General features: G+C 44.6%; 24 protein-coding genes and 1 other RNA gene. 12 read left to right on the top strand and 13 right to left on the bottom strand.

What is annotated here, in order from left to right; all coding sequences use genetic code 11:
* Positions 1–10: 10 nt before the first annotated feature.
* The 4 genes from ubiH to K5620_RS04085 all read right to left on the bottom strand — a co-directional run bounded on the left by ubiH (position 11) and on the right by K5620_RS04085 (position 3,817).
* Positions 11–1,231 carry a 2-octaprenyl-6-methoxyphenyl hydroxylase gene (gene ubiH, locus K5620_RS04100; protein ID WP_016403171.1) on the bottom strand — a complete coding sequence of 407 codons (1,221 nt, stop codon included), beginning with the start codon at positions 1,229–1,231 and terminating at the stop codon, positions 11–13.
* Between the two features lies 1 nt (position 1,232).
* A complete protein-coding gene (gene pepP / locus K5620_RS04095) occupies positions 1,233–2,528 on the bottom strand; it encodes a Xaa-Pro aminopeptidase (protein WP_016403172.1) in 1,296 nt (431 codons plus the stop codon).
* A gap of 24 nt (positions 2,529–2,552) precedes the next feature.
* Positions 2,553–3,119, bottom strand: a complete 567-nt coding sequence (locus K5620_RS04090) for a UPF0149 family protein (protein WP_016403173.1) — start codon at positions 3,117–3,119, stop codon at positions 2,553–2,555.
* A gap of 92 nt (positions 3,120–3,211) precedes the next feature.
* The gene (locus tag K5620_RS04085; RefSeq protein WP_016403174.1) at positions 3,212–3,817 is read right to left on the bottom strand and encodes a hypothetical protein; all 606 of its coding nucleotides are present in this window, start codon (positions 3,815–3,817) and stop codon (positions 3,212–3,214) included.
* A 269-nt stretch (positions 3,818–4,086) separates the two neighbouring features.
* On the opposite strand from K5620_RS04085, the gene zapA reads away from it, so the two are divergent.
* Together zapA and ssrS are read left to right on the top strand one after the other, a co-directional pair.
* Positions 4,087–4,401, top strand: a complete 315-nt coding sequence (gene zapA, locus K5620_RS04080; protein WP_016403175.1) for a cell division protein ZapA — start codon at positions 4,087–4,089, stop codon at positions 4,399–4,401.
* 47 nt (positions 4,402–4,448) lie between these two features.
* A non-coding RNA gene (gene ssrS / locus K5620_RS04075) (6S RNA) lies at positions 4,449–4,629 on the top strand.
* 280 nt (positions 4,630–4,909) lie between these two features.
* Here the strand turns inward: ssrS and K5620_RS04070 are convergent.
* From K5620_RS04070 to K5620_RS04060, 3 genes are all read right to left on the bottom strand, one after another.
* On the bottom strand, positions 4,910–5,224 hold the full coding sequence (locus tag K5620_RS04070) for a DUF502 domain-containing protein (RefSeq protein ID WP_040307510.1): 315 nt from the start codon (positions 5,222–5,224) through the stop codon (positions 4,910–4,912).
* A gap of 128 nt (positions 5,225–5,352) precedes the next feature.
* Entirely contained in the window at positions 5,353–5,577 is a 225-nt protein-coding gene (locus tag K5620_RS04065) for a hypothetical protein (RefSeq protein ID WP_215426468.1), read from the bottom strand.
* Between the two features lie 236 nt (positions 5,578–5,813).
* On the bottom strand, positions 5,814–6,302 hold the full coding sequence (locus K5620_RS04060) for a YcxB family protein (RefSeq protein ID WP_040307511.1): 489 nt from the start codon (positions 6,300–6,302) through the stop codon (positions 5,814–5,816).
* 321 nt (positions 6,303–6,623) lie between these two features.
* On the opposite strand from K5620_RS04060, the gene K5620_RS04055 reads away from it, so the two are divergent.
* The 3 genes from K5620_RS04055 to K5620_RS04045 are packed head-to-tail and all read left to right on the top strand — an operon-like array spanning position 6,624 to position 9,561.
* Positions 6,624–7,805 (top strand): hypothetical protein, encoded by a 1,182-nt coding sequence (locus tag K5620_RS04055; protein ID WP_016403179.1) that lies wholly within the window; start codon positions 6,624–6,626, stop codon positions 7,803–7,805.
* Complete coding sequence (locus tag K5620_RS04050) at positions 7,802–8,824, top strand: sensor histidine kinase (RefSeq protein WP_040307512.1); 1,023 nt, start codon at positions 7,802–7,804, stop codon at positions 8,822–8,824. Before K5620_RS04055 ends, K5620_RS04050 begins: the two co-directional genes overlap by 4 nt.
* Positions 8,812–9,561: a LytR/AlgR family response regulator transcription factor gene (locus tag K5620_RS04045; RefSeq protein WP_016403181.1), complete on the top strand. Its 750-nt coding sequence runs from the start codon at positions 8,812–8,814 to the stop codon at positions 9,559–9,561. The genes K5620_RS04050 and K5620_RS04045 overlap by 13 nt, the downstream gene beginning before the upstream one ends.
* 72 nt (positions 9,562–9,633) lie before the next feature.
* Here the strand turns inward: K5620_RS04045 and K5620_RS04040 are convergent, their stop codons facing one another.
* Positions 9,634–11,337 carry a solute:sodium symporter family transporter gene (locus tag K5620_RS04040; protein WP_016403182.1) on the bottom strand — a complete coding sequence of 568 codons (1,704 nt, stop codon included), beginning with the start codon at positions 11,335–11,337 and terminating at the stop codon, positions 9,634–9,636.
* Positions 11,338–11,405: 68 nt separating this feature from the next.
* A complete protein-coding gene (locus K5620_RS04035; protein WP_016403183.1) occupies positions 11,406–13,508 on the bottom strand; it encodes an alpha-galactosidase in 2,103 nt (700 codons plus the stop codon).
* Positions 13,509–13,773: 265 nt separating this feature from the next.
* Here K5620_RS04035 and K5620_RS04030 point away from each other — a divergent pair, with 265 nt between their 5' ends.
* Complete coding sequence (locus K5620_RS04030; protein ID WP_016403184.1) at positions 13,774–14,832, top strand: LacI family DNA-binding transcriptional regulator; 1,059 nt, start codon at positions 13,774–13,776, stop codon at positions 14,830–14,832.
* A 14-nt stretch (positions 14,833–14,846) separates the two neighbouring features.
* Here the strand turns inward: K5620_RS04030 and K5620_RS04025 are convergent, their stop codons facing one another.
* On the bottom strand, positions 14,847–15,167 hold the full coding sequence (locus K5620_RS04025) for an NIPSNAP family protein (RefSeq protein WP_016403185.1): 321 nt from the start codon (positions 15,165–15,167) through the stop codon (positions 14,847–14,849).
* Between the two features lie 217 nt (positions 15,168–15,384).
* Here K5620_RS04025 and K5620_RS04020 point away from each other — a divergent pair, with 217 nt between their 5' ends.
* Entirely contained in the window at positions 15,385–16,188 is an 804-nt protein-coding gene (locus K5620_RS04020) for a PEP-CTERM sorting domain-containing protein (protein WP_016403186.1), read from the top strand.
* A gap of 692 nt (positions 16,189–16,880) precedes the next feature.
* Here K5620_RS04020 and K5620_RS04015 read toward each other — a convergent pair.
* Positions 16,881–17,537 (bottom strand): cupin domain-containing protein, encoded by a 657-nt coding sequence (locus K5620_RS04015; RefSeq protein WP_016403188.1) that lies wholly within the window; start codon positions 17,535–17,537, stop codon positions 16,881–16,883.
* A gap of 161 nt (positions 17,538–17,698) precedes the next feature.
* Here K5620_RS04015 and K5620_RS04010 point away from each other — a divergent pair, with 161 nt between their 5' ends.
* Positions 17,699–18,163 carry an OsmC family protein gene (locus K5620_RS04010; RefSeq protein WP_016403189.1) on the top strand — a complete coding sequence of 155 codons (465 nt, stop codon included), beginning with the start codon at positions 17,699–17,701 and terminating at the stop codon, positions 18,161–18,163.
* A 477-nt stretch (positions 18,164–18,640) separates the two neighbouring features.
* On the opposite strand, the gene K5620_RS04005 is transcribed toward K5620_RS04010, so the two are convergent.
* Positions 18,641–18,865, bottom strand: a complete 225-nt coding sequence (locus K5620_RS04005) for a hypothetical protein (protein WP_040307513.1) — start codon at positions 18,863–18,865, stop codon at positions 18,641–18,643.
* A 313-nt stretch (positions 18,866–19,178) separates the two neighbouring features.
* Complete coding sequence (locus tag K5620_RS04000) at positions 19,179–19,799, bottom strand: PEP-CTERM sorting domain-containing protein (protein ID WP_016403191.1); 621 nt, start codon at positions 19,797–19,799, stop codon at positions 19,179–19,181.
* A 505-nt stretch (positions 19,800–20,304) separates the two neighbouring features.
* Between K5620_RS04000 and K5620_RS03995 the strand changes: the two genes are divergently transcribed.
* From K5620_RS03995 to K5620_RS03980, 4 genes are read left to right on the top strand one after another with little or no spacing between them, the layout of a single operon-like run.
* A complete protein-coding gene (locus K5620_RS03995) occupies positions 20,305–20,934 on the top strand; it encodes a hypothetical protein (RefSeq protein ID WP_016403192.1) in 630 nt (209 codons plus the stop codon).
* A 9-nt stretch (positions 20,935–20,943) separates the two neighbouring features.
* Positions 20,944–21,630, top strand: a complete 687-nt coding sequence (locus K5620_RS03990) for an ABC transporter ATP-binding protein (RefSeq protein WP_016403193.1) — start codon at positions 20,944–20,946, stop codon at positions 21,628–21,630.
* Positions 21,618–22,832, top strand: coding sequence for an ABC transporter permease (locus K5620_RS03985; protein ID WP_016403194.1), 1,215 nt, complete (start codon positions 21,618–21,620; stop codon positions 22,830–22,832). The genes K5620_RS03990 and K5620_RS03985 overlap by 13 nt, the downstream gene beginning before the upstream one ends.
* A complete protein-coding gene (locus tag K5620_RS03980; RefSeq protein WP_016403195.1) occupies positions 22,825–23,568 on the top strand; it encodes an outer membrane lipoprotein-sorting protein in 744 nt (247 codons plus the stop codon). Before K5620_RS03985 ends, K5620_RS03980 begins: the two co-directional genes overlap by 8 nt.
* Positions 23,569–23,756 lie beyond the last annotated feature (188 nt).

Genomic DNA, 23,756 nt, shown 5'->3' with positions numbered 1-23,756 from the left:
CTAGTCCTGATTAAGAGAGATATAAACCTAAGCTTTGTTTCGCTAGCAGCGATTTAAAGCGAGGTGAAAGTTGCATAGCCATTAGGCCAAGGTTTCGTGGAACCACCGAAGTTTTGTCGTTGCTGGCAAACAAACTAGCCAGCGTAGATGTCATAGAGATAGTGCGGGCATTATCTTGCTCTCGCGCTTGTTGGTATGCATCTAATAGGCTGTGCGCGCCTAGACCTCCGCCGCAGCTCCACTGCTGTTGAATTAGTTCCGCCAGAGCTGCCACATCGCGCAGCCCTAAATTAAAGCCCTGCCCGGCAATAGGATGCAGCGCATGGGCAGCATTGCCGAGTACCAATAAACGGTGGCTAAATAAGCGTGGGTAGTGGCGCAGCAACAGTGGGTAAGCAACACGTTTGCCTACACCAATAAAGCGCCCAGCTCGGTAACCAAAAGCGCGCTGTAGCTCGGCTAAAAACTCACTTTCACTGGCCGCTTGCAGGCGCTGAGCATCCTCGCCAGTAAGTGACCAAACGACCGACCAACGATTGTCGGTCATTGGTAATAGCGCTAATGGCCCATCTTCGGTAAAGCGTTCAAAAGCGCGACCAGCGAGATCTTGCTCTGCCTGCACATTGGCAATTAAGGCAAACTTGCCAAAATCATGTTGCTGTTGATTGCCTATTTGCTTACCCACCAAAGACTCCGCGCCATCTGCGCCCACTAATAAGCTAGCACTAATGGTTTGCTGCTTATCTAGCTCTACAAGTACTTGCTCTGACTGCTGCTCAATCTTGTTTACCTTGTTGGGACAAAACAACTGCACCTGCTGGCGTTGGCTAAGTAGTGTGTGAAACTCGCGACCCGCGTGTTCTAGCTCTATCACTTGCCCAAGGGCATCAAGCTGATACTCCTGAGCATCTAAGGTGGTATAACCGCAATGGCCACGATCTGAAACATGGATATGCTCTATGGCACAGGTATGTGGCGCTAAGTATTGCCACAAGTTTTGCTGTTTAAGCCACTGCTCTGAGCCAGCCGATAAAGCAATAGCGCGACCATCAAAGCCTGGGTGTTGGCCAAAATTTAGCTCGGCAGCCTCGATTACCGCAATGCGTAATGGCTGCTCAGTTCGGCCATTACTTAAGGCCAAGGCGAGGCTTGCGCCTGCCATGCCCGCCCCCACAATGGCAATATCAAAGTGCTGATACTGCTCTTGGTCTTGGATTTGGGGCTTGCTCATACTAGCCATTTGCCATTAACGCTTCTATTTCGGCAATAGATTTAGGCACATCGCTGGTCAGAATTTCACGACCATCGCTGGTTATAACCACATCGTCTTCAATACGAATACCTATGCCTTGATAAGCCGCTGGCACCTCGGCATCTGCAGGAATATACAAGCCAGGTTCAATGGTGATGGCCATGCCCTCTACCAATGGCCGAGTGCGCTTAACATCGTAATAGTCACCCACATCGTGTACGTCTAGGCCAATCCAATGTCCTAAGCCGTGCATGTAATATTCTTTGTAAGCTTCTTCTTCAATAAGTGTGGCTACATCACCTTGCATAATGCCTAAATCAACCAAGCCACTTACCATAATGTTAAGCACTACTTGGTTCACTTCATAAATCGACACGCCCGGCTTTAACATATCTAAAGCGGCTAACTGGGCGTCTAAAACCACCTTGTAAAGCTTGGCTTGCTCTGGGCTAAACTTGCCGTTTACCGGGAAGGTGCGGGTAATGTCACCGGCATACATTTGGTATTCGGCGCCCGCGTCAATCAACACTAAATCGCCATCTTGCATCACGCTTTCGTTCTCGGTGTAATGCAAAATACAAGCGTTGTCGCCAGCACCAACAATGGTGCCGTAAGCGGGTGCGCGTGAGCCAGCCATTAAAAATTCGTGATGAATTTCGGCTTCTAACTGGTATTCCCACATGCCGACCTTACAACTGCGCATAGCACGCACATGACCAGCGGCAGAAATCTCGCCCGCTTTGCGCATTAGCGCCACTTCGTCGGCCGATTTTATCAAGCGCATTTCATCAACAATTAAGCGCCAGTCTTCGATTTGCTTAGGCGCTTTAAAGCCTTGGCGCAAACCATTGCGTAGGCACTCGATGGCAGCAAAAATTTGTTGATCGTAAGCCGGGTAACGCCCTTGCGCCAAATACACCTTATCTAAACCATCTAGCTCAAGATGTAAGTGCTCGCCTAGCTCTTCTATGGCGTGGGCTTTATCCATGCCTAAGTCGCTAACGGCTTGCTCTTGGCCTAAACGGCGGCCTTGCCAAATTTCGGCGAGCTTATCTTTACGGCGATTAAACAACACGGTGCGAGTTTCGCCAGCGTGTTTGATCAGCAATAACAATGCGCTAGGTTCGTTAAATCCAGAGAAGTAATAAAAGTCGCTGTCTTGGCGAAAGGGAAACTCAGTATCGCGGCTGCGGGTTTGTTCTTCGGCAGCGCAAAAAATCGCAACACTGTTGTCTGACATGGCAGCAAATAACTGCTGACGACGTTGTAAAAACACAGCAACTCCTTGGCTTATGAGTGTTTAATGCAATGTAGGTTGTTGTTGGTCGCTATCACTGGCAGTTAGGTGAGCAAAGATAGTTATAGCGCCAATACGCACGTATTCCACTACTTGGAAAAGTGCTTGTTCGTTTTCTTCTTCGTCATCATCTAAATCGGAAGATAATTGGCTAATTTCGGTGAAGTCTTTAACCAGTTCTTGCACATCTTCCGAGAGTTTATTTAGGTCGTTTTGCACTACCCCAAAACCCACTAAAAAGCTTTGCACCCATTGAGCTAAGGCTTCGGTGCGCTCTTCTACCACTACTTCGTCATCGGGCAGCATTAATTGAAAACCTAACAAGCTGTCGCTCATACCGCTGTGGGTAGCTTCCATTACAATTTTTAGCTGCTTTTTAATCTCAACAGGTAGACCTTGGCCATCGTTAATAAGCGCATTAATCTGGCTCATCCAGTCGCCATCACTGGGCAAACCCGCTGCCAGTAGGCCGCTTAACAGACCATGAACTTCGGCAGGGCTTACCAATATTTTTGAACCTATGAGTAGTTCACCCAGATCTTCGTAATCTGGATATGCAATTTTAGTCACATTAAATACCTAGCTACTTTTAGTTGGCTAATCCTAACACTGCTTAAGGGCAGCAGCCATTTTTAAACTTATATTTAGTGGCAGTTTAAGGGCTATTTCTGCTGAGCTTCTTTCAGCTGTTGGCGGCGCAGGCGCACTCGCTCAATATATTGATCGCGAAACAGTTTAATTAAGGTGCTTTCTTGCTGGCGAATAAATCGCGCCGACATGTGAGTGGTCTTGGTAAATTGCAGACACAACTGTGGGTATGGATCGCGCTTGTTTTCAATCTTGCGAATAATTCTCGCCTCGAACTGATGCTCGTAACCTTCGGTACTGTAAAGCAGGCTCAAATCTTCGAATTCGTCTTGGAGATCTTTGGGCAGGTAATCAACAATTTTGCTTAGGTCTTTATGAAAAATGATCCGCCCCACCAATATTTTGCTGGAAATAGGCAAAGGCTCCGCTGAAGATCGCCATTGAATACGGCAGCCACCTTCAGATACATCTAACACCGGGAAAACATGATCACCTAAGTACATCATCGGCATGAACTGCGCAGCGTAAGCGTCTTTCACTTCTGATTTTTTGCGGCCTTGAGGGTCAACATTGGCAATTTTAGTGTTAACCATTTTTATGAGGAGCTGAATCAAACGCACTGGGTAAACAATGCGATAAAATCTGCGACGTTCATCGGCAAAACTGCCTGCTTGCGCCATGAAGCTTTGTATCCTGTTACCTAAAAAACTTTGTAAACTGGCGTTAGCGTTAACGCTCAAATAATTATAGTTGGCTATGGTGGACAAATCGTTAGTGATATTCAAGCAAACAAACTGGGTTTTATGAGACCGATAACGCAGATTTGTTTAGCTTTACAGCAAACTGCTCGTTATTGCCGCAGCTTGCACCAAGCCGCAGCAACAATGGTTGCAAGTTAACGCGCTGCGCTATATATTCAGTCGATAATAGAGTTTAGCTAAGGCGAATCATGACGCAGGGCGTAGACATAATATTGTTAGGCAAGAACTTCCGAGTAGCTTGCCCGGTAGGTGAAGAAGATAAACTTCGCCAAGCCGCCGACGAATTATCTCAACGTTTAGAAGCGCTCAAAGAAAAGAGCAGCGTTAATAGTACCGAGCACTTAGCCATAATGGTTGGTTTGCACCTCTCTTACGAGCTGCATAACGAACAAGCAAAAAATCAGAATTATGCTGATAACATGAATCAGCGCATAGTAGAGCTACAAAACACCATTGAACGCGCCTTGCTAGAGCAGAGCCAACCAGTGGGTAATGTTGAATAGGGTACTCGCAGGGTATTCGAAGTTTTACTACAGTGTATAAAGAGTTTAGTTTCCTGGGGTGTTCGCCAGTTGGTGATGTCCCTGAGCCGATAATTGTATCTTAAGGGTAATTTTTCCCTGCTATTGAGCATGCTCAGCCCGACTGAGAAGCCTACGGTAGGGTCTTGTTTCCCGCCTTGAACCTCATGGTTCAAGGGCTAAAATCAACAGCGGCACTCTGGGTACTTCTTTCTTCCTCTAATGGTTTCCCCCTTCATAAGAACCTCATGGCTCAAAGGCTAAAAAACACATGTATTCTAATGTGCGAGTTAGTTTTAACGGCACTACAAGTCAGTTGGCAAGATCACTTTAGGGTCAATAGCTTCCGCAAACACGTAGTTATGTGAGTAGTAAATTTAGGGTAAGAAGAACTGCGAAGACCTGAGTAGGTAATAACAGATTCCCTGGGTAGTTAAACCTCCATTTAATCAACTGAGAACCTTCACTCTTAAGCCACTCATCACAATAACTATTCTTCAACATTCTCTGAAACACCTTTAAAAACTATAGTTACCCCACTAAAAAATGAATTTATCCACAAGCCTAAGATGCCGATTAACCAAACAAAACAAGTGAAAATCAACCCTAAAACGAAGCCAAGGGGCAATGATACTAATAGCCCTTTGATACCAGTGTAATATTGCTCATTGAAAGCGATTGTTTCAAAGCCGAAAAGAGATAATACCCCCAGTAGCAAACAGTATGCGATTAAGCCGTAACCAACACTTTTTAACAAAAATTTAAATAGTGATTTTTTAGATATATTTTTCGCCGAGATTTCCATTGATGCAAGTCCTTGAGGTACTTATCGCCTCAAAAATGGGTCAGTGCAGCGGCTCCGCCGCGTAGTGGCACTTGTCGCCGCAAGGAGCGCAGCGACGAGTGCTTGATTATTTTGTTTGTTAGGCTTCGTTACCACACAGATGAAGCCAGTTCACGGGCTGGCCCCATTACGAGCAGTATGGCGCTACAAAACGCAACTAAAAATACACCCGACTTTCGCTCCCCTTCACGGCCCCTGATGAGGAGAAATAGAGAAGTGAGCCCAGCAACACCTATCAGTGCCATGAACAACAAGCCCAAGAAGAATTCAATGATGTCAGAAATACCGTAAGGATCGCCTGGAGCTATATACATGTATGGATACACGAATGCTCGAAAAGCCAACGAGAAAAGAAATAGCCCGCCAATTAACCAGAACAAAATTTTAGAGAACTTAAGCACAATTACTCTTCCGTAAGCCTTATGCCGCCAACAGAGGCAGCCGTAGCGTAGCACCTTTGTGTAAATTTAGAGCGACAGCAACAACACAAAGGTGCGCAGTGTAGGCTGTCCAAGCCGGTGCTTTTTAAGGCTACATCTGCTTGGCCTTGTTACACAACTTTGGCACCAACCTCTTCCAGCCTGGTAAGAATAAATTCTAAATTTTCGCCACTGATATTCTCTGTTGGTAAAGTCATAAACTCGCCGGCACTAAAGAATAAGAGCCATAAGCCATCAAATTTCCATACTTGTTTAATTAATGACCATTCAATTTCAGAGCTGCCAGCCCCTGATGCCACACGAAAACGATAGCTTTCTAGCTCTAGAGTTGCTTCAGGTTTACCCATAGACGCAAGCTTAGCAATTGATCTTTTATAATGCACAAAATATAACGCGGTCATAATTGTAACAGCCATTACAACTACCGTACCGGAAAGCCCCACCAACCAGGAACGATCACCGTTTGATATTAAATAAATCAAATAGCCCGCCAAACTTATGGTAAACAAAATAAAGGTTGGCCCAACTTGGCGCCACCAATAAGACCTTATAGCTTTCTTTATCAAAGACTTTGAATATTCTAACTTTATCGTTTCCATAGGTACTCACTAGGGGGTAACAACTTTGCTCTTATCATACATTTAACAAAACCCAATTTATCACCTTTCCTAAGCCGCATCAGCCACCTAGCTAGAAAAATAACAAAAACATCAGCACAAAAGTATGCAAGCCTTTGTGGAAAGAAGGAATAGTAATTCACGTTCCAATTAATCCACACAACACCCCCATAATTCCCTTACCACTTATCCCTGCTTGATGCACTTTATCAACTTAGCTAACCGTTTATCGCATTCAAAACCGTTCCCTTAGCCACCCTCGTAAGCTAATGCTCAAAGGACAGAATTTAATTAGGATACGTTTTGACTAGGTTTGCTTTATCTTGGTTTTTATTGCTGCTCAGTAGCGTTAGCCAAGCAGCTTGGCAGCAACAGTGGCAATTGGAGTTGGATGTTGGTTTTGCTAGCGCTTCAAATAGCCCGGTGTTCGCCAGTGAAGAACAGTGGTTTGGCGATGCAGCCCTGCGCTGGTTTCCTCAATATGGCAATGTACAAGGGCAGCTAGTTGCTTTAAGCCAAGCCAAACAAAAGCAAGATAACCAGCATGATTTAATTGTGGCCGAGCTATTCTGGAAAACCGAGCTAGCCGAGCGAGACTTGTTAGTTGGTAAACAACGCATCGACTTAGGCGTAAGTTATGGTTTTCGCCCTTTAGATATGTTCCTGCCTTATCGGCGTAATCCGGTAGCTATTCAAGTAGAAGAAGGAGTGGGCGTATTAAGCCTTAGCCAGTTTAGTGGTAATGGTGAATATGCTTTATTTTATACCGACTCTTACCTAGCAACCGAATCCGAAGGTCTACAACAACGGGGCCTAGGTTTACGTTGGTACCAACTTAATAACGATAGCGAATGGCAGGCAGTAAGCTATTACGATAATAAACGCGCGCTTAACTTAGGTGGAACTTGGGTCACCACCTTTGGCGATGCTTGGGAAGTACATGCCGAGAGCCGTTACCAGCAGCATTATCAGCGCAGCGTTAGCCAACTAAACAGCAGCAACATTGGTCAAGTATCACCAGTAATCGAACAAGAATTTAATCATGGTTTTCAAGCACTAATAGGCATGACCTGGGCAAATTTAAATGGTGATAACCTTATCCTAGAATATTGGTTTGATAACCGCGCGCTAAACCAGACACAATGGCAACAAGTCGCCGATATTAGTTATTACTTGCAGCAACAAAGTGGCGACATTAGCAACTTACGTTTTTCCCAAGGGGAAGTGTTTAATGGTCAAAATTTGCTGCAACACAATGTAATGCTGCATTGGCATCGTGACATAGAAGATTGGCAACCGGCGTTTGATTTAATGCTAGCGCCAGAAGATGGTGGCGTGATCGCTACAGCAAGGCTGGATTACGAATTTAGCCAAGGATGGACGCTTGGCGCAAGGCTGCGCTATCTTGGTGGAGCGAGTGATGCGGTATATAGCTTATTACCAGAAAACAAAGTTGGTTTAATAAAACTCGAGGGACTCTTTTGAACAATAAATGCCTTTTATCAGTGTGGCGCTCGTTGGCAATTTGCGCGCTGTTTTCCTTCCCCATTGCCTACCTCACCAATGCAATTTGGGGCGGTCCCTATTGGATGCATTTTGTTATTGCCTTAGGCTTTGGCACGGTAGGCACTTGCACCACTATGTTGATTGATACCATGTTTCCCAAAATGAGTAGCTTTTGGGCATTTGTGCTGAGCGCCCCACTCACCTTAAGCATTGGTAGCGCCCATACTTGGTATTGGATAAGCCCTTATTACGACGATTTTGATTGGCCCTTAATGCTTAAAGTAGTGATTATTGGCCTATTTTTCTGTGCCGTTATTTACTACTACTTCTTTAGCCGTGAGCAAAACCTAAGTATGGCTTCGGCGCTACAACAAGCTGAGTTAGAAAAGCTAAAAGCGGAGCAAGCACTTACCTACAGCCAACTAAAATTACTGCAAAGCCAAATTGAGCCGCACTTTTTGTTTAATACTCTAGCTAATTTAAAAGCACTCATCGCAGTAGAGCCCAAGCAAGCAGAAATTCTGTTAGATAAATTTACCGAGCTATTAAGAGTTACCCTTAAAAAAAGCCGCCAAGAGAGCATTAGCCTAGAAGATGAGGTAGCAGGTATTAGTGCTTATTTAGCGATTCAACAAATTCGCTTAGGTGAGCGTTTGCAGTATTCAGTAACGCTTACTTCGCAAGAGCTTAACCAGCGCCAATTGCCACCGATGTTATTGCAGCCTTTAGTTGAAAATGCGGTTTTTCATGGCATTGAACCCAAGGCTGAAGGCGGCCATGTAAATGTGCGCATTAATGTGGACGAGCAGCGCTGGCAAATAACTATCGAAGATAACGGCATTGGCTTTAAGCAAGCTGCCAAACAAGGCCATGGTTTGGCCTTAAGCAACATCCAAAAACGGCTAGCGAGCTTATTTCCCAATCAAGCTAGTTTACATATTCAAGCTTTAGAAACCGGCGGCACCTTGGCCAAATTGGAGTTTCCATGCGAGCAATAATTGTTGATGACGAACCCTTACTGCGTTTTCATTTAGACAAAATGCTGGGGGAATGTTGGCCAGAGTTAGAGATTGTAGATAAGGCCGGCGATGGCCCAAGCGCCTTAGCCGCTGCCGAACAACTGGCCGCCGACGTGGTATTTCTGGATATTCGTATGCCCGGCATGACCGGTATTGAAGTGGCACAAAAGCTCAATCAGCTAGCTAAACCACCACATATTGTATTCACCACGGCCTTTGATGAATATGCGATTCAAGCCTTTGAACAACAAGCCGTTGATTATTTGCTTAAACCCATTGATGAGCAGCGCTTATTGCAAACCTGCCAACGTATTCAGCAGCGCCAAACAAGTGCTGATGCTAGCCCCAGCTACGACCTTCAAGCATTAGTGCAAGCACTAGACGAAAAGCCCGAATACTTGCAGTGGATAAGAGCCAGTAAAGGAGAGGCGGTAGAACTTATTGCCATCGATAACATTTTGGCCTTTGTGGCGGAAGACAAGTACACCACGGTACGCAGCCAACAAGGTGACTACGTTATTCGAACGCCATTAAAAGAGTTGCTAGGCCAAATTGAACCGGGCTTGTTTTGGCAGATTCATCGCTCAACCTTAGTTCGAGTTAACGCCATTAAACGGGTGAACAAAAACATGCTTGGCAAACTCACGGTTGCATTAGAAGACAATAGCGAATATCCGGTAAGCCGCAGCGCCAACCATTTGTTTAAAGCGATGTAAGCTTTAACGGTTAACCTTGTTTCTAGACATAAAAAAGCCCAGCGCTAAGGCTGGGCAAAAGCCTGCTAAGAATTAGCTTGCTTCAGCTTCTGGCTGAAGTTGTTTACGTTTAAGGTGTCTGAAGAAAATACCCACCAGCATAATCAAACCGCAGAATCCGTAAGTTTGCAGCAATGTAGGATCATCTGACATTAAGCCGATATCTGAGAACATGATGAACGCGCCCAATACCATGTAAAGCACAATGGCCGATGCTTCAAAACGAAACTCCCAAGGTGTTACATCCATGTCTTTGTTAATAGGCATAACGTAGTCTTGTTCGCGTGGTTTAAAGGCACCAATTACAAACATTAAGATGGTACAAACCACAAACAAGATGGCTAATTGGTGTAGGAAGTGCAAAGGCGTTTCAAACACTAACTGCATCGCAGCGTAAGACGATACAAACACCACCAAGGCTACTTTGGCAGCGATAGCTGGAACACGCTTAGAAATGTAGCCAACAAATACAATGGTAAAGATTGGCACACTAAAGAAGCCAGCAACCATTTGTAAATATTGGAATAAACCTTCTGGCGCAAACATAATAAATGGTGCAATACACACTGCAATAATCGCAATAAGTACGCCAAACACACGGCCCTTAGCCACCAACTCTTGGTCTGATTTACCATGACCAAACAAAGGCTTGTATACGTTAAGGGCAAACAAAGTAGTTGAGCTATTCAACACTCCGTTAAAGGTACTGAGAATGGCACCAAACATTACCGCCACAAAAAAGCCCACTAGTGGTTTTGGTAATACTTCGTTCACCAAGCGGGTATACATTGTATCTGGGTTACCTGCATCGGCACCGAACATATGAAAGGCGATAATACCGGGAATAATTAAGAACAATGGTGAAATAACTTTAATACCACCGGCTAAAATTACCCCTTTTTGTCCTTCTTTAAGGTTTTTAGCCCCTAAAGCACGCTGGATAATAGATTGGTCGGTTCCCCAGTAGTACAAGTTTACTAACAGCAAACCGGTAAACAAGGTTGAGAATGGTAGTGGATCAGTTGAGGTGCCCACCGACTGCAGCTTCTCTGGTGCAACCGTAACAATTTGATGTAAGCCATCACTAAAGCTACCGCCACCTAACACCATTAGGCCAAATACCGGAATCATTAAGCCGCCAATAATTAAGCCTACACCGTTAATGGTATCGGCAATTACTACCGCTTTTAAGCCACCATAAATGGCATAAAAGAAGCCTAAAACACCAATAGTGGCAGAAATAATCGCAATAGCTGCAAACTCAGACACACCCAGTAAAGTTTGAATATCGAAGATTTCACCTAATACCACTGCACCGGCGTACAAGGTAGTAGGCAGAATGTTAATCACGTACTGGCATAGGAACAGCAAGGTGACAAACTTCTTCACCGATAAGTCATAACGGCTTTCTAAAAAGTCTGGAATGGTGGTAATACCTTGCTTTAGATAGCGCGGCACTAACAGCAAGGCAATAATAATCAGGGTAACACCCGAGGCTACTTCCCAGCCCATTACACTCATATTGTGCGTGTAAGACTGGGCACTCATACCCACAAAACTGGTGGCACTTAAGTTAGTTAAAATTAACGAGCTGGCAATTAAGCCACCGGTTAAGCTGCGGCCACCCAAAAAGTAGCCATCTTGGGAATCGTGCTTGTTTTTCTTAACTTTGTTGTAGGTAAATACCCCCACAAAGCCAGTAAACAGCAGGAACGATAAGAACACTGTTATAGACATGGTTAATCCTTCAAAAAGTTGGCGAGCGGCAATCACTGACCACTCGGTTGATACTAAAAACTCAATAACTAAATTCGTTTCAGGTGCACCATTAGCGCTGACTCGGGGTCGAGAATCGGCAGGGTTAAGCCAATTTCACGCAGGTTATCGCCACTCAAAGTGAGGGTTTTATCTAACCAACTTGGGCGCTGTTTCATTAACTGGAAACTGGTCTCTGGCATTTCTACCAACTTAACTTGGTAGCTTGCTCCCGGCTCTACACAGCTAATCCGCAAGGGTGCAGGTAAGGCGTAATCTGGCATCGCTAACTGGCATACCGTGATCAACATTTCGTCGTCACTTTGTACACCATTAATGTGTTGGCGATGATCCGAAGCATTTAAGCGAAAGCTTCGGCCACTGTGTAACAACTGGCGATATTCTTTGTGCAGCGCAATGTAGTGAGCAAAGGCTTGTTTTTCTTCACTAGCCACTTTAACTGGGTCTAGCTCTACCCCCATGTGTCCGCTTAATGCTGTCATGCCACGCATGTTAATGTGATGGCAACGACGGGTTGTATGGCTCTCGTCTGGGCCGATGTGTGCGCCCATCACTTCTGGCGGGAAGAAATAGCTCATGCCACGCTGAATGGTTTGGCGCTCTAATGCATCATTGCAATCTGAGGCCCAAAAACGATGAGTACGTTTTAGAATTTCAAAATCAATGCGGCCACCGCCGGATGAGCAAGACTCGATTTCAACCTTAGGGTGTGTTGCTAGTAATTTGTCTAGTAAGGCATATAGCGCTTTAGTTTGGCCATTAACCGCTGGTCGTCCAACATGACCTGGCTGTACTAATTCGCGGTTCATATCCCACTTTAAGTACGCGATGTTGTAGCGAGTAAGCAGCTCACTTAAACGCTCGAACAAGTAGTCAAAACAATCTTGGTTTTGCAGGTTAAGAACGTACTGCCAACGGCCAGAAGGTTGATGATAGCCTTTAAGCTCTAGCACCCACTCTGGATGTTCGCGGAATAGGATAGAGTCTTTACTGATCATCTCTGGCTCAACCCAAAGACCAAACTCCATACCTTGTTGATTTACATGCTCAATAACCGGCTCTAGGCCATTGGGGTATTTTTTCTCATCTAAATACCAATCACCTAAGGCACTGCGCTCGCCACTGCGACCGACAAACCAACCATCGTCAATAATGAAACGCTCCACGCCCATTTCGGCGGCTTCGCTGGCCATTTTCATGATGTATTCAGGATCGTGCTCAAAATAAATACCTTCCCAAGTATTTAGGTGTACTGGGCGAGGTTTATTCTCAGGGAACTTAATAATGTTGGCGCGAACATAGCGATGGAAGCGATCTGAAATACCATTTAAACCGGTATTGCTAGCACAGGCATACAACCAAGGAGTGCTGTAACTTTGCATGTAATCTAAACGTACTTCGCCAGCCAACAATAACTCACCAGCTTGCACAAAACGTCGGCCATCACTTTTTACGTCAGCGCGTAACTGGTGGTTACCACTCCACCCTAAGTGGAAGCCCCACACCTGACCATTCTGCTGGTCGAAGTTATTGCTACCGGCAAACAAGCCAGGGAAGTTTTCATGCGAAGTACGGCCACGACGGTTTTCTTGCATAAAGCCACCATGGGAGAACGCCTGACGGTGCGTTTGGAACTCGCGGCTCCAGCGACCATGAAAAGTCATCAACTCATTGGCGTGATGCGGTAAGGGCAAAGTGGCGGAAAGCTTAGTGAGATAGTACTTGGTGTGTTCCAAGTTGGTTACGCTAATGCGCTTTTTCACCACATCACTGTCGTAATCAAGCTCTATTTCAATCTTAAGCTCTAAGTGCGCAACGTCGTCTCGTAAAGTGAATACTGCACAGCCTTCACTTGAATAATGTTCCGTGGTGGTAAAAACCGGCGCCCAGTCGTAACCATTGCGATGCCCTTCTATTCCGGGGGCATTAAAGTGGCCACTACCCAGTTCAGGGCAAAGGCTTAAAGGCACATCCACATCTAAACGGGCTTGTGAAATTGGCCGCTCTGTCGATAGCAGAATATCTTCATCTATCTGCTCTATTTTATTGCCCCAATGCAAAATTTCTGGCACTCGCGCCAGCTTAATAATGAGGCTGCAATTTTTGCTACAAAGGTGAACAATCTGACTCATGACAACATCCAAGTGTTTGCGTAAACATTTAGCCGAAATATGCGCCTATTTGGTGTGTAAGGCTATTTAATCGCCAGCACAATGTGATCGAGATCGACAGGGAAAACGTTTACTTGTGACATTGATCGAGTTATGTTTTCGAAAACACAGTAACTACTGTAGCGCTAAATCGCGTTTTATTGGCTCAACTAAGATTTCCCTTAAACTGGGTGTTACAATTTGCTTGCTAAAGCGAAACAGTGAACTAAAAACAAGGGATTTGCAGGTGAGCGTTACATTTAAACAGGTTGCCGAGTTGGCGGGCGTATCTACACAAACGGTTTCTCGGGTAACCAACGGTGCCAGTAATGTTGCCCAAGAAACACGTGACAAAGTAAATGCCGCTATCGACAAACTTGGTTACGTGCCTAATAAAGGAGCGCAGCTATTAAGTGGGGCTAAATCTAAGGTTATTGGTTTAATTACCCTTGATGTATCGCTGCATGGCATTTCGATCATTGCCAACAATATTCGCATTCAAGCCCAATTGCACGGCTACGGCACCTCGTTTGCGGTGGTGGATGAACACGCCTACCAAAAGATCGTAACAGCAACTCGAGAGTTAAAATCACAACGTATTGAATACATCATTGTGAACCTGCCCCTCACTAAAGAAGAAGCCGAGCAATTGGTAGAGCTGTTCACTGATCTGCATTTTGTCTTTATCGATGTTCCCAATAACAGCCAAGTTAACTCGGTGAGTGCCGCTCATTATCAAGGTGCCAGTGAAGCTGCTCAGCTAATGCTTAAGCAGCAACGCCAACGTTTGTTGCTTATTACAGGCCCTCACGATTCAACTGCTTCAACGCTGCGTTTACAGGGGTGGCTTAGCCAAATTAAGCACTTTGAGGCTACTGTGGTTGCTCAACTTGAGGGAGACTGGCTGGCCAGCAGTGGCTATCAACTTACTCGTGAAGCATTAAGCAATGGCGCGGTTATCGACGGCGTATTAGTTGCCAGTGACCAGATGGCCTTGGGAGTATTACGCGCCCTGCACGAGCATAGCCTAGCGGTACCGCAACAGGTTGCGGTAATTGGTTTTGATGACAGCGCCGATAGCGCCTACTTCTACCCTCCGCTTACCACCATTAAGCAAGACTTTGCGGCAATATCGGCCCAGGCGGTAGACATGTTGTTTAATGATTCGGCCAGCGAGCCGCCATTTAAAGCCTTTGTAGCAACCCAGCTAATTGAGCGAGCCAGCACGCAAACCTTAGACTCAAAAACTTACAATAAGGCACAAATCGAGCAGCTACTACAGCAAGTTAAAAATGCATTGCCTTAGTGAATACAATTAGTTTAGTTTGCGCTAAAAGCCGCTTGTAGCGTGCGTACTTTTACACTCCTCTCTTCAATTAAACTAAACACCTTGGGACGTACTTCGTTAATCCACCATTGATCATACAGCTGGCTGCAAATCTCTTGGCGACTTTGCTCATCTTTAAACTGCCTCAACCAAACAAACCATTCATCGCCATTGTCGTCACAATATAGATAGCTATTAATCACCTCCACTCCCTTACTTCGTTGGTAGGGCAATATTTCCTTTTCCATCAAATTAAGCCATTGAGCGGTTTTTCCAGGTTTAATTTGGTACTCACGTAATTCAATCACATTCATTTTAGATCCTTTATCCCTAGGGCAATTCGCTTAAACAAATCCCTGTCGGCTTTTTTTACATTATATAAGTCTTTGATGCATCAATTAAAAATCAATATCCATATTTTTTATAAGGTTATATTGATAGGTCTGTTTTTTGCTTAACAACAAATAAGTCAGCAATTATTGTAAAACGGAAAAGCTGATTACTATCATCAACTTATAATGGAAATGTAAAATGAAGATACTCCCTTCTTGCTGCTGGGCCTTGGTGCTCGCGGCTAGCATAAACGTAGCCCATGCGGTGCCCTTCTACTTAAATTTAGGTGGTACTAGCACAGCCAAGGCAGACTACTTAACCACTAACATTCATGCTACTTCGGCTCTGCAAAATGGCAACTGCACAGGTGGCTTATGCAGCCCAGATGTCAACTCTAGCTTTACTGAGTCTGGCAACGGCAATGCTACAGGTTTATACCGAAATCCTAATACCCCACTCTATAACGCTGGCTTAAATAATAACTGGGCGATGACCTTTGACTACAACGATTTAAGCGGCGGGTTTACCGATACGGGTGGCGTTAGCTTCGACCAGGGTGGCAACATCAATATTAACTTCACTAGCGTTCTAGGTTACGACCAAAACAGTGGAGAGATTATTTATGGTGACAGCATTAAAGTGGCGCAGCTAGTTGTTAACTCTGGCAGCGCGGTAATGGGTGATGTATCGCTAACCGGGTCTTTTGACTACAGCTGGTACGATGCAGCCATAGACGATGCGCTAGCTGAAGACTTTTTCTCTACCGATTACGGCAGCTTATTTGAGCTTTGGGAAAATGGAGACAACCTAGTGTGGCAGCTTAACTTTAACATCACCGACAATATGAATACTCCTTACCTTGGTGATGAAGATGAAGCCTATCGCGATACCATTCTTAACGGTCAATTTGCCATTGTCTCGGTTTCGGAGCCTGGAACCTTGGCTTTATTTGGCATCGGCCTTATCGCACTAGGTTTACGACGCCAACACAAAAAAATCTAATCCTTTAGATCTTGTTATGGGCAGGTGTAGGTTTTTTTACGCACCTGTTTTTTTTGCTTATCGCAATTGAGCGCGACTTTGTTGTTAGGGCCTGTTGAGCTTTGCTGATGGTTTTTACAGCAATTTCTTAGCCATTTAGGCAAGGCAGTGAGTGTGCAGTTAAGTGGGCTTAATAATCACTCGCTAACACTGAATAAATGGCTAAGAAATGCTGCCCGAAGGGCTAAGATAAGCGAACTTTACTCTTCGTTGAACACTTTTCACTTAGCCCACTAGGTTTCAAAGTGCTCGCCGCGATTAAAGCCCGCTTATCTTGAATAAAATTTCAACACCAAAGATTAACAGGCCCTAGTCACTAACGACTAACGTCGTCATCGCTAAGATAAACAAAAACAAAATAATCGCTGCTTTTGTAAGCTAAATCACATATTGTAATACAATAATAGAATATACTATTTTGGTCGCTCAGTCATATGGCAGCTCGCTTGACTCTTTAAACAAAGCTAATTGGGTCAAAGCCTTATCCACATAGGTATAGAAGCCGGTGATTACAACCAAGTTAGCTTTTACAAATGAGCACACGATCAGTAAACAGTTTTGTAGGGGCGGTGCCCGCCCGACTCTCCTCATTGGGCACCGCTCTTACTTCTTTCTCGCTAAGTCCTGATTCATCCCCCTGCCTACGATTGTGCTTAACTCTCTACCGGTAAGTGACCCGTTTTCACCAAGATAATCGTTTCCTGCTCAACAAAAGGGTGATGCTGACTCATATGCGGGCTGCGCAGCCAAGTGAGTTTAGGATAACTACCATGTTCGTCTTTAAACTCTCCCGACAAAACTAAAATTTCTTCCCCACCAAAATGACGATGGGGCTGGAAAATCTCACCGGCTGGCCACTTAACCAATGCAACATGTTCATGCTCAAACTCATGCAAAGGCATTACTTCCAAGCCCCCAATGCCCGGCAACCAAGGTGTTTGCTTAGTATTAACTCTTACCTGAGTAAGGTCGCGCACATCAAACTGATTAAGTTTCACAAATATCACGCAGCCTTGTTTGCTAAAAGGGCTATGTTTGCTGTCTGGCGGATTACGAATATAGGTACCCGCTGGGTAATCGCCATGCTCATCAGAAAACACGCCTTCTAATACCAAGATTTCTTCACCTTGTGGATGTGGATGTTCAGGGAAAAAAGACTCTGGCTGATACTGCACAATGCTGGTGACATGGCCAGACTCTTTGGCTTCTCGCTCTAGCGGTTTACGCAATACCCCAGCAGAGGGGCTAGCTAGCCAGTCCATTTGTTCGGTATCGATCGCCAAGGCTTGGTCAAAATTCATGTTGAGCATAATGGTTCCTAAAAAACGCTGTTAACCATTAGAGTTGCTTGCTTGGCAATAAATTTCAAGCCCATGCCCTTAAGCTTGAATTTGTCATTGCCAAGCACTAACGACTGCAGCATGCTAAGGCCGTGTTGTTTTAACTTTACTAACTCACCGCAGGAATGCTTATGTCTGAATACTTCGCCATTGTAGAGTGGCAACGCCAAACCGATGAAGCTTATACCGACAACCATTACAGCCGAGGCCACCATTGGCACTTTGATGGCGGCCAAACTGTTGCAGCCTCGTCGTCACCGCATGTGGTGCCGTTGCCTTACTCGGTAGAAGCAAACGTTGACCCAGAGGAGGCCTTTGTTGCCTCACTATCTAGCTGCCATATGTTATTTTTCTTATCTATCGCGGCGAAAAACCGTTTGGTAGTGGATAGCTATGAAGACAAAGCGGTAGGAATAATGGCCTTAAATGAGCAAGGAAAAATGGCCATGACAGAGGTAAAGCTCAACCCTAAAGTGACTTTTTCAGGGCAAGAGGTGAGTCTAACTAAGCTTGAGAAAATGCATCATCAAGCCCACCAGCAATGTTTTATTGCTAACTCGGTGACCACTAAAATAACAACCAATATTGTGGTTTAGCTTCGCCATAAACGGCGAGTGTTTTTTGCGAATCTAGCGCCCTAAGGGCGCGATGTTTTATGTCTTTGTCATGCGTTTCCGCAAGAACTCGCTAGAGGCAAGTTGAAATACTCACCATTTTCAGCTGAAAATCGCAATGTGCCATCCATGTACACTATGTTTGTATAAGTGCTAAACAAATGAATATTAACATATTTTTCTGGAATCTCACTTCCATCAAAGAAAAACAACTCTTCGTTATGTACTACAGTTATGCAGCCATAAGACCAGATGATTTCAATAGCCTTATTGGTCGGTATTTTATAGGCTGAGCCTGTGTGATTTCCTGAATAATAAATAACAATTGGATTATCAGAGCGATTCTCTACGACACCCCGTGTAATTGCAGGGCACCCGACGAGAAAAATTATAAAAAAAATCAGACCTAAGAACTTCATAGCACCCTTACTGTATAGTCATACCGTCTTTAACGCTTTGTTATGTTTTATAGCCGTATACCTTCATTAAATTGGAGCATATAACTGCCAGTTTCGCATCTGCGTTAACTACGTGTTGTCGCGCATCGTCCCACATACAATAAATTTCACCTTCTTCTGCATGCTTACCTTTTTCAAGGTATTCGAGAACTTCCATATTCCATAACCGATAATCGTTGGTATCAAAGCCAGAATCAGGGAAGTATAAACCGCATAACATTTCCATTTTTCTAAGGATATTTTGAATTTCCCTTCTATGCTCTTTATTAACTGCCGGGTAGTTAACTTTCTAGTGCTGAACATCATCAAGAATTTCAGTACAAAGGTTCGTATATTTTATTGACGTTTTATATAAATCTTCAATTTTGGACAGTAGTAAGTCACGCTTATTTCTCTTGGTATTGATGTATTGGTTTAACAGAAGCACAGAGACTGCAAGAAGGGCTGACAGGAGAAAAGTAACCAATCTTACTTGGTCTGCTTTATCAGAAAACAGCTCTATAAAATACATCGATACTTCCTTGATACATAACGCCGCGTTAACCGCGCGCGTCGAAGGCGCGTCCGGTTGAACGCTTTGTTATGAGCAGTACCAGTCCCCCTAACAACAAAAGAGCACTTGAAGGTTCAGGAACTTTAGTTACATATGTTCGAAATATTTGGTCTCGATTTTCTACAAATGTACCTTCTGGATAGTAAGTGTTACGAATAAAACGGTCGCCGTTCTCGTAAGCAAAAGAGTTATACCTCCATTTAAAGTACCCTTCGGAGCTCCATAACATTAACAACTCATCTCCAGCTTCGACAGAAATATTGAAACCGCTGAAATCGAAGTTAAACCATTGCTCTGAATAACCTTCAGCAGTTTGTGTGATAGTGGCAAGAGCATTACCGGGAGTATACTCTGTACCAACCTTAAAAAGGCTTAACTCATGCTCTCGGCTTGCTTCAAAAGCAGTAGCCTGATTCCATCCAAGTAACTCGATACTATCAAGAGTACCGGATATACCAACTGTAAATAATTGACCAGCATCAGCATTAGGATTTGGAGCACTCACTGTGCCGTAAGGATTATAATCATTGCTCTGATCTAATATAGGTGTTGCGAAACTTATCGCAGGCATCAACATTACGATTATTGCATACTTCATTACTTTCATACTTAACTTCCTACTTGATTTAAAAAATCATAACGACTTATTAAGAGGAAAAACCCCTTGCTTAAACAAGGAGCTCTTCCTCCTTTCACGCATTTGATAAATCCAATATTATCACCTTTTATTAGCAGAATCAGCCACCTAGCTAGAAAAGTGACTAAAACATCAACATAAAAGTATGCAATCTTTTGTGAAAAGTAGGAATCCCAGATTTCTGTATGTAATCACAGCATTGATCAACCCACAGAGGGATATTAAAACGAAAACGGTTAAATCTTATTGGTCATCTTCAAGAGCTAAGCAACGATAGGTCAAGAGTGATTGCGAGCCACCACCAAACACTAAGACTATTTATGGAGTAAGCACGTTAAGCCTCACTCTGCGCTCCGCTCATTCATCAGCTCAACATTCCATTAATCTGCGCCAGTTACCTTTTATCGCATCATGCAGCTGTAAGGGAATATCAATCGTAATCTTGCTCATGTACTCACACTGACAAGGATTGATCATGAAAAAGCTTACTTTAGCCAGCCTACTACTTGTTTGCTCTTATTCAGCAAGCGCTAGCATTAACGAGCAACAACTTACCACTTACTTTCAAGCTGCCCAAGGCGACTACTCGCAGCTAGATTCACTGTATAAAGAGTTACAACTCGCCCATCAGCAGCAACCTTCAGACCCTTGGACCTTGTTTTATCTAGGTGGCACCGAGACTTTAAAAGGTGACGATGCTTGGATGCCTTGGAGCAAAATGCGCTACACCGAAGATGGCTTAGCACGCATGGATAAAGCCTTAAATATGATTGGAGAAGAGCAATGGCAGCAGCAATATCGCTACCTTCCTCAAGCGATATATATGCAGGCAACGGCCGCAGTTACCTTTACCAGCGTGCCAGACTTTTTTAATTACCAAGACCAAGGTATGCAGTTGTTCAAACAAGTACTTAATGACCAGCGCTTTTTGCAATCTCCTGCGCAAGCCACTTCTTGGGTGTACCGCTTTGCTGTAGAGGCGGCCTTAAACAATCAGCAACCGGCACTGGCTCAACAATGGTTTAAGCAACTTAAGCAAAGCGGTGTAAATGATGATTACAGCCAGCTCACCGCGCAGCTAATGGCTAAGCAAAACAAGAGCTAAGGATAGAATATGTTGCAATTTAAAGGCTTAAGTAAGTTTTACCAAACCGGCCAAGTAAGTCAGCAGGCGTTAAGCAATGTTAATGAACATATTCGTGCTGGTGAAATGATTGCCCTTTGCGGCCCATCAGGCTCAGGCAAAAGCACCTTACTTAATATTTGTGGCTTGTTAGATCTTAACTACCAAGGCGAGCTGTATTTTGATGGGGTAAAACTGGATAAAGACCCGCAGCATTGTATGCAGCTACGGCGACAACAGCTGGGCTTTGTATTCCAACGCTTTAATTTAGTGCCAGTAATGAGCGCCTACGAAAACGTAGAGTATCCGCTAATGCTAAATAAAGTGCCTAGCCAACAACGCAAACAGCGCATTATGCAAATTTTAGATGCGGTAGGCATGGCCGACTTTGCGCAAGCTAAACCCGACCGTTTATCGGGGGGCCAACAACAACGCATTGCTGTGGCACGAGCTTTGATTCACCAGCCACGCTTGGTCATTGCCGATGAACCAACAGCTAGCCTCGACAGCCACACCGCCCACCAAGTGGTGGAGCTGATGAAGGCCATTGGCAAAAGCCACAACACCACCTTTGTGATCGCCACTCACGATAACCGTATGAGTGAACATTGCGACCGACAAATAGAACTACTAGACGGACAGGTATTATCCAAGGAGGTTAGCGCATGCGTCGCCTAAAACATGCATTACTTAATGTGCAACGAAATCGCCGCCGCAGCATTATGTCGGTGCTTATTATCGCCATTGCCGTAATGGCCTTGGTCACCTCTGGCGGATTTGGCTTGTTTACCTATCAATCGCTAGCCGAAGCCGCCGCACGCGACACAGGCCATTTAACCTTGTCTAGCCCAGAGTATTTTAACCAGCAAGAAGATACTCCCCTGCAATATGGCTTAGCGAATTGGCAACAGCAGCGCCAAGACTTAATGGCCTTAAACGGCATAAAAGCGGTGCAACCTCGCATCGAATTTAGCGGCCTAATTAGCAACGGCGACAAATCGGCAATTTTTGTAGGCCAAGGCGTATTGCCCAGCGAGTTCACCCAGAAAGGGCCCTTTTTAGACCTAAAGGCTGGTCAATTGCTCACTCAGCAAAGTGATCAAGACTTGCCACAAATTCTGCTAGGCGACGAGTTAGCTCGCAACATGAAGGTACAACCTGGTGATTGGCTAACGCTGCTTAGCACCACCACAGAGGGCGCGCTAAATGCCTTCGACTTTACCGTGCAAGGCATTGTTTCTACTGGTGTTCCAGAGATGGACAAACGCCTAGTGTATATCTCCTTAAGTGATAGCCAAGCCCTGCTCGCCACCGATAAGGTGAGCTTAATGTCGGTATTTGCATTTGCCAATCAAGATATTAGCCAGCTCAAACAACAAGTTGAACAACAGCAACCAAGTTTGTTGGTAACGCCATGGTGGGAACAGGCCTTCTTCTACGAAGCAGTAAAAGGCTTGTACAACCGCATCTTTGGAGTGATGGGCTTTATTATGGCGCTAGTGGTGTTTGTGTCGTTATTTAATACCTTGAGCATGTCGGTCACTGAGCGAACCCGAGAAATAGGCACCCTATCAGCCCTGGGCACTGCCAATTCGGAACAGCTAATTGGCTTTGTATTAGAAGCTGTAGTCCTGGCCTTAATTGGCAGCCTAATAGGTGTGCTACTTAGTGGCTCGGTATCATTAACGCTGCTATTTGCTGATATTCAAATGCCTCCTCCACCGGGGCGCAGCGTAGGCTACCCACTACATATTACGTTCTCATTCATGTTGGCTGCCATCGTCTCTTTAGGCGTGGTGTGTATATGCGCATTGGCGTCTGCCATTGCTGCGAACAAAGGCTTAAAAAAGCCTATTACCGAGGCTCTTATTTATGTTTAGTCTATTTAAACTGTGGTTATTAGGTAGCTTATTTAGCATTGGTTTAGTGCAAGCGAATGAGGAAGTTAGCCTTCGCTTGCTTGAAGCCGACAGTTACCGCTTACAAAGCGCATCGGCCAAAGTAGTCACCGAGGTGAGTCAATTTGATAAACAGCAGCTAAAAAAGAAACACCGTTACAACGTGTATATTCGCCCAGAACGCGAATCATTAGTGGTATTTAAAGCGCAATCGGAGCTGGGGCAAAAAATGCTGATGCTTGGCGACAATTACTGGCTGCTTATGCCAAATAGCCGCAGGCCAATTCGCATTACACCCATGCAAAAGCTATTGGGAGAAGCCTCGGTAGGCGACATATCAACCCTCACCTGGAGTGAAGACTACCAAGGCGAATTGGGTGAAATTAGTGAGTTAGATGGGGTAACGGCTCTGCACTTACAATTACAGGCTAAAACCAGTGGTGCCAGCTATCAAAAAATAGACTTGTGGGTGGATCACCGCAGCAATTTTCCACTTAAAGCCGACCTCTACTTAAAGTCTGGCAAACTGGCAAAACAAGCTTACTTTGAGCAAGGCCAGCGAGATGGTCGAACCGTAGTAAAAACCATGACCTTGGTTGATAGCATTCAAACCAATAAAAGCACGGTTATTGATTACGAGTCGGTACAAGCGCATAGCCTTGCCGACAAATACTATAACCCTGCCTATTTAAGTAAGCAGTCTTTAGAGCAACTTTAAATATGCTACAAACAGCTATTTAGTCGCAAAAGGCTATTAAGCACCTAGATAATCGTGAGGATTTAACAGTTAAATACCTCACGATTTAACTAAATTAACCGCATTATTGATCGAGAACCCGCGCCAGCCCTTGTTCCTTGTATTTCAGCTGGTAAAATCCTTTCCCAGAATTTTTAAGCATCGAACAA

The sequence above is a fragment of the Agarivorans albus genome (assembly GCF_019670105.1).
Taxonomy (GTDB): Bacteria; Pseudomonadota; Gammaproteobacteria; order Enterobacterales; family Celerinatantimonadaceae; genus Agarivorans; species Agarivorans albus.
The sequence above is the reverse complement of the archived record's forward strand: the minus strand, read 5'-3'. Positions and strand labels throughout refer to the sequence as shown.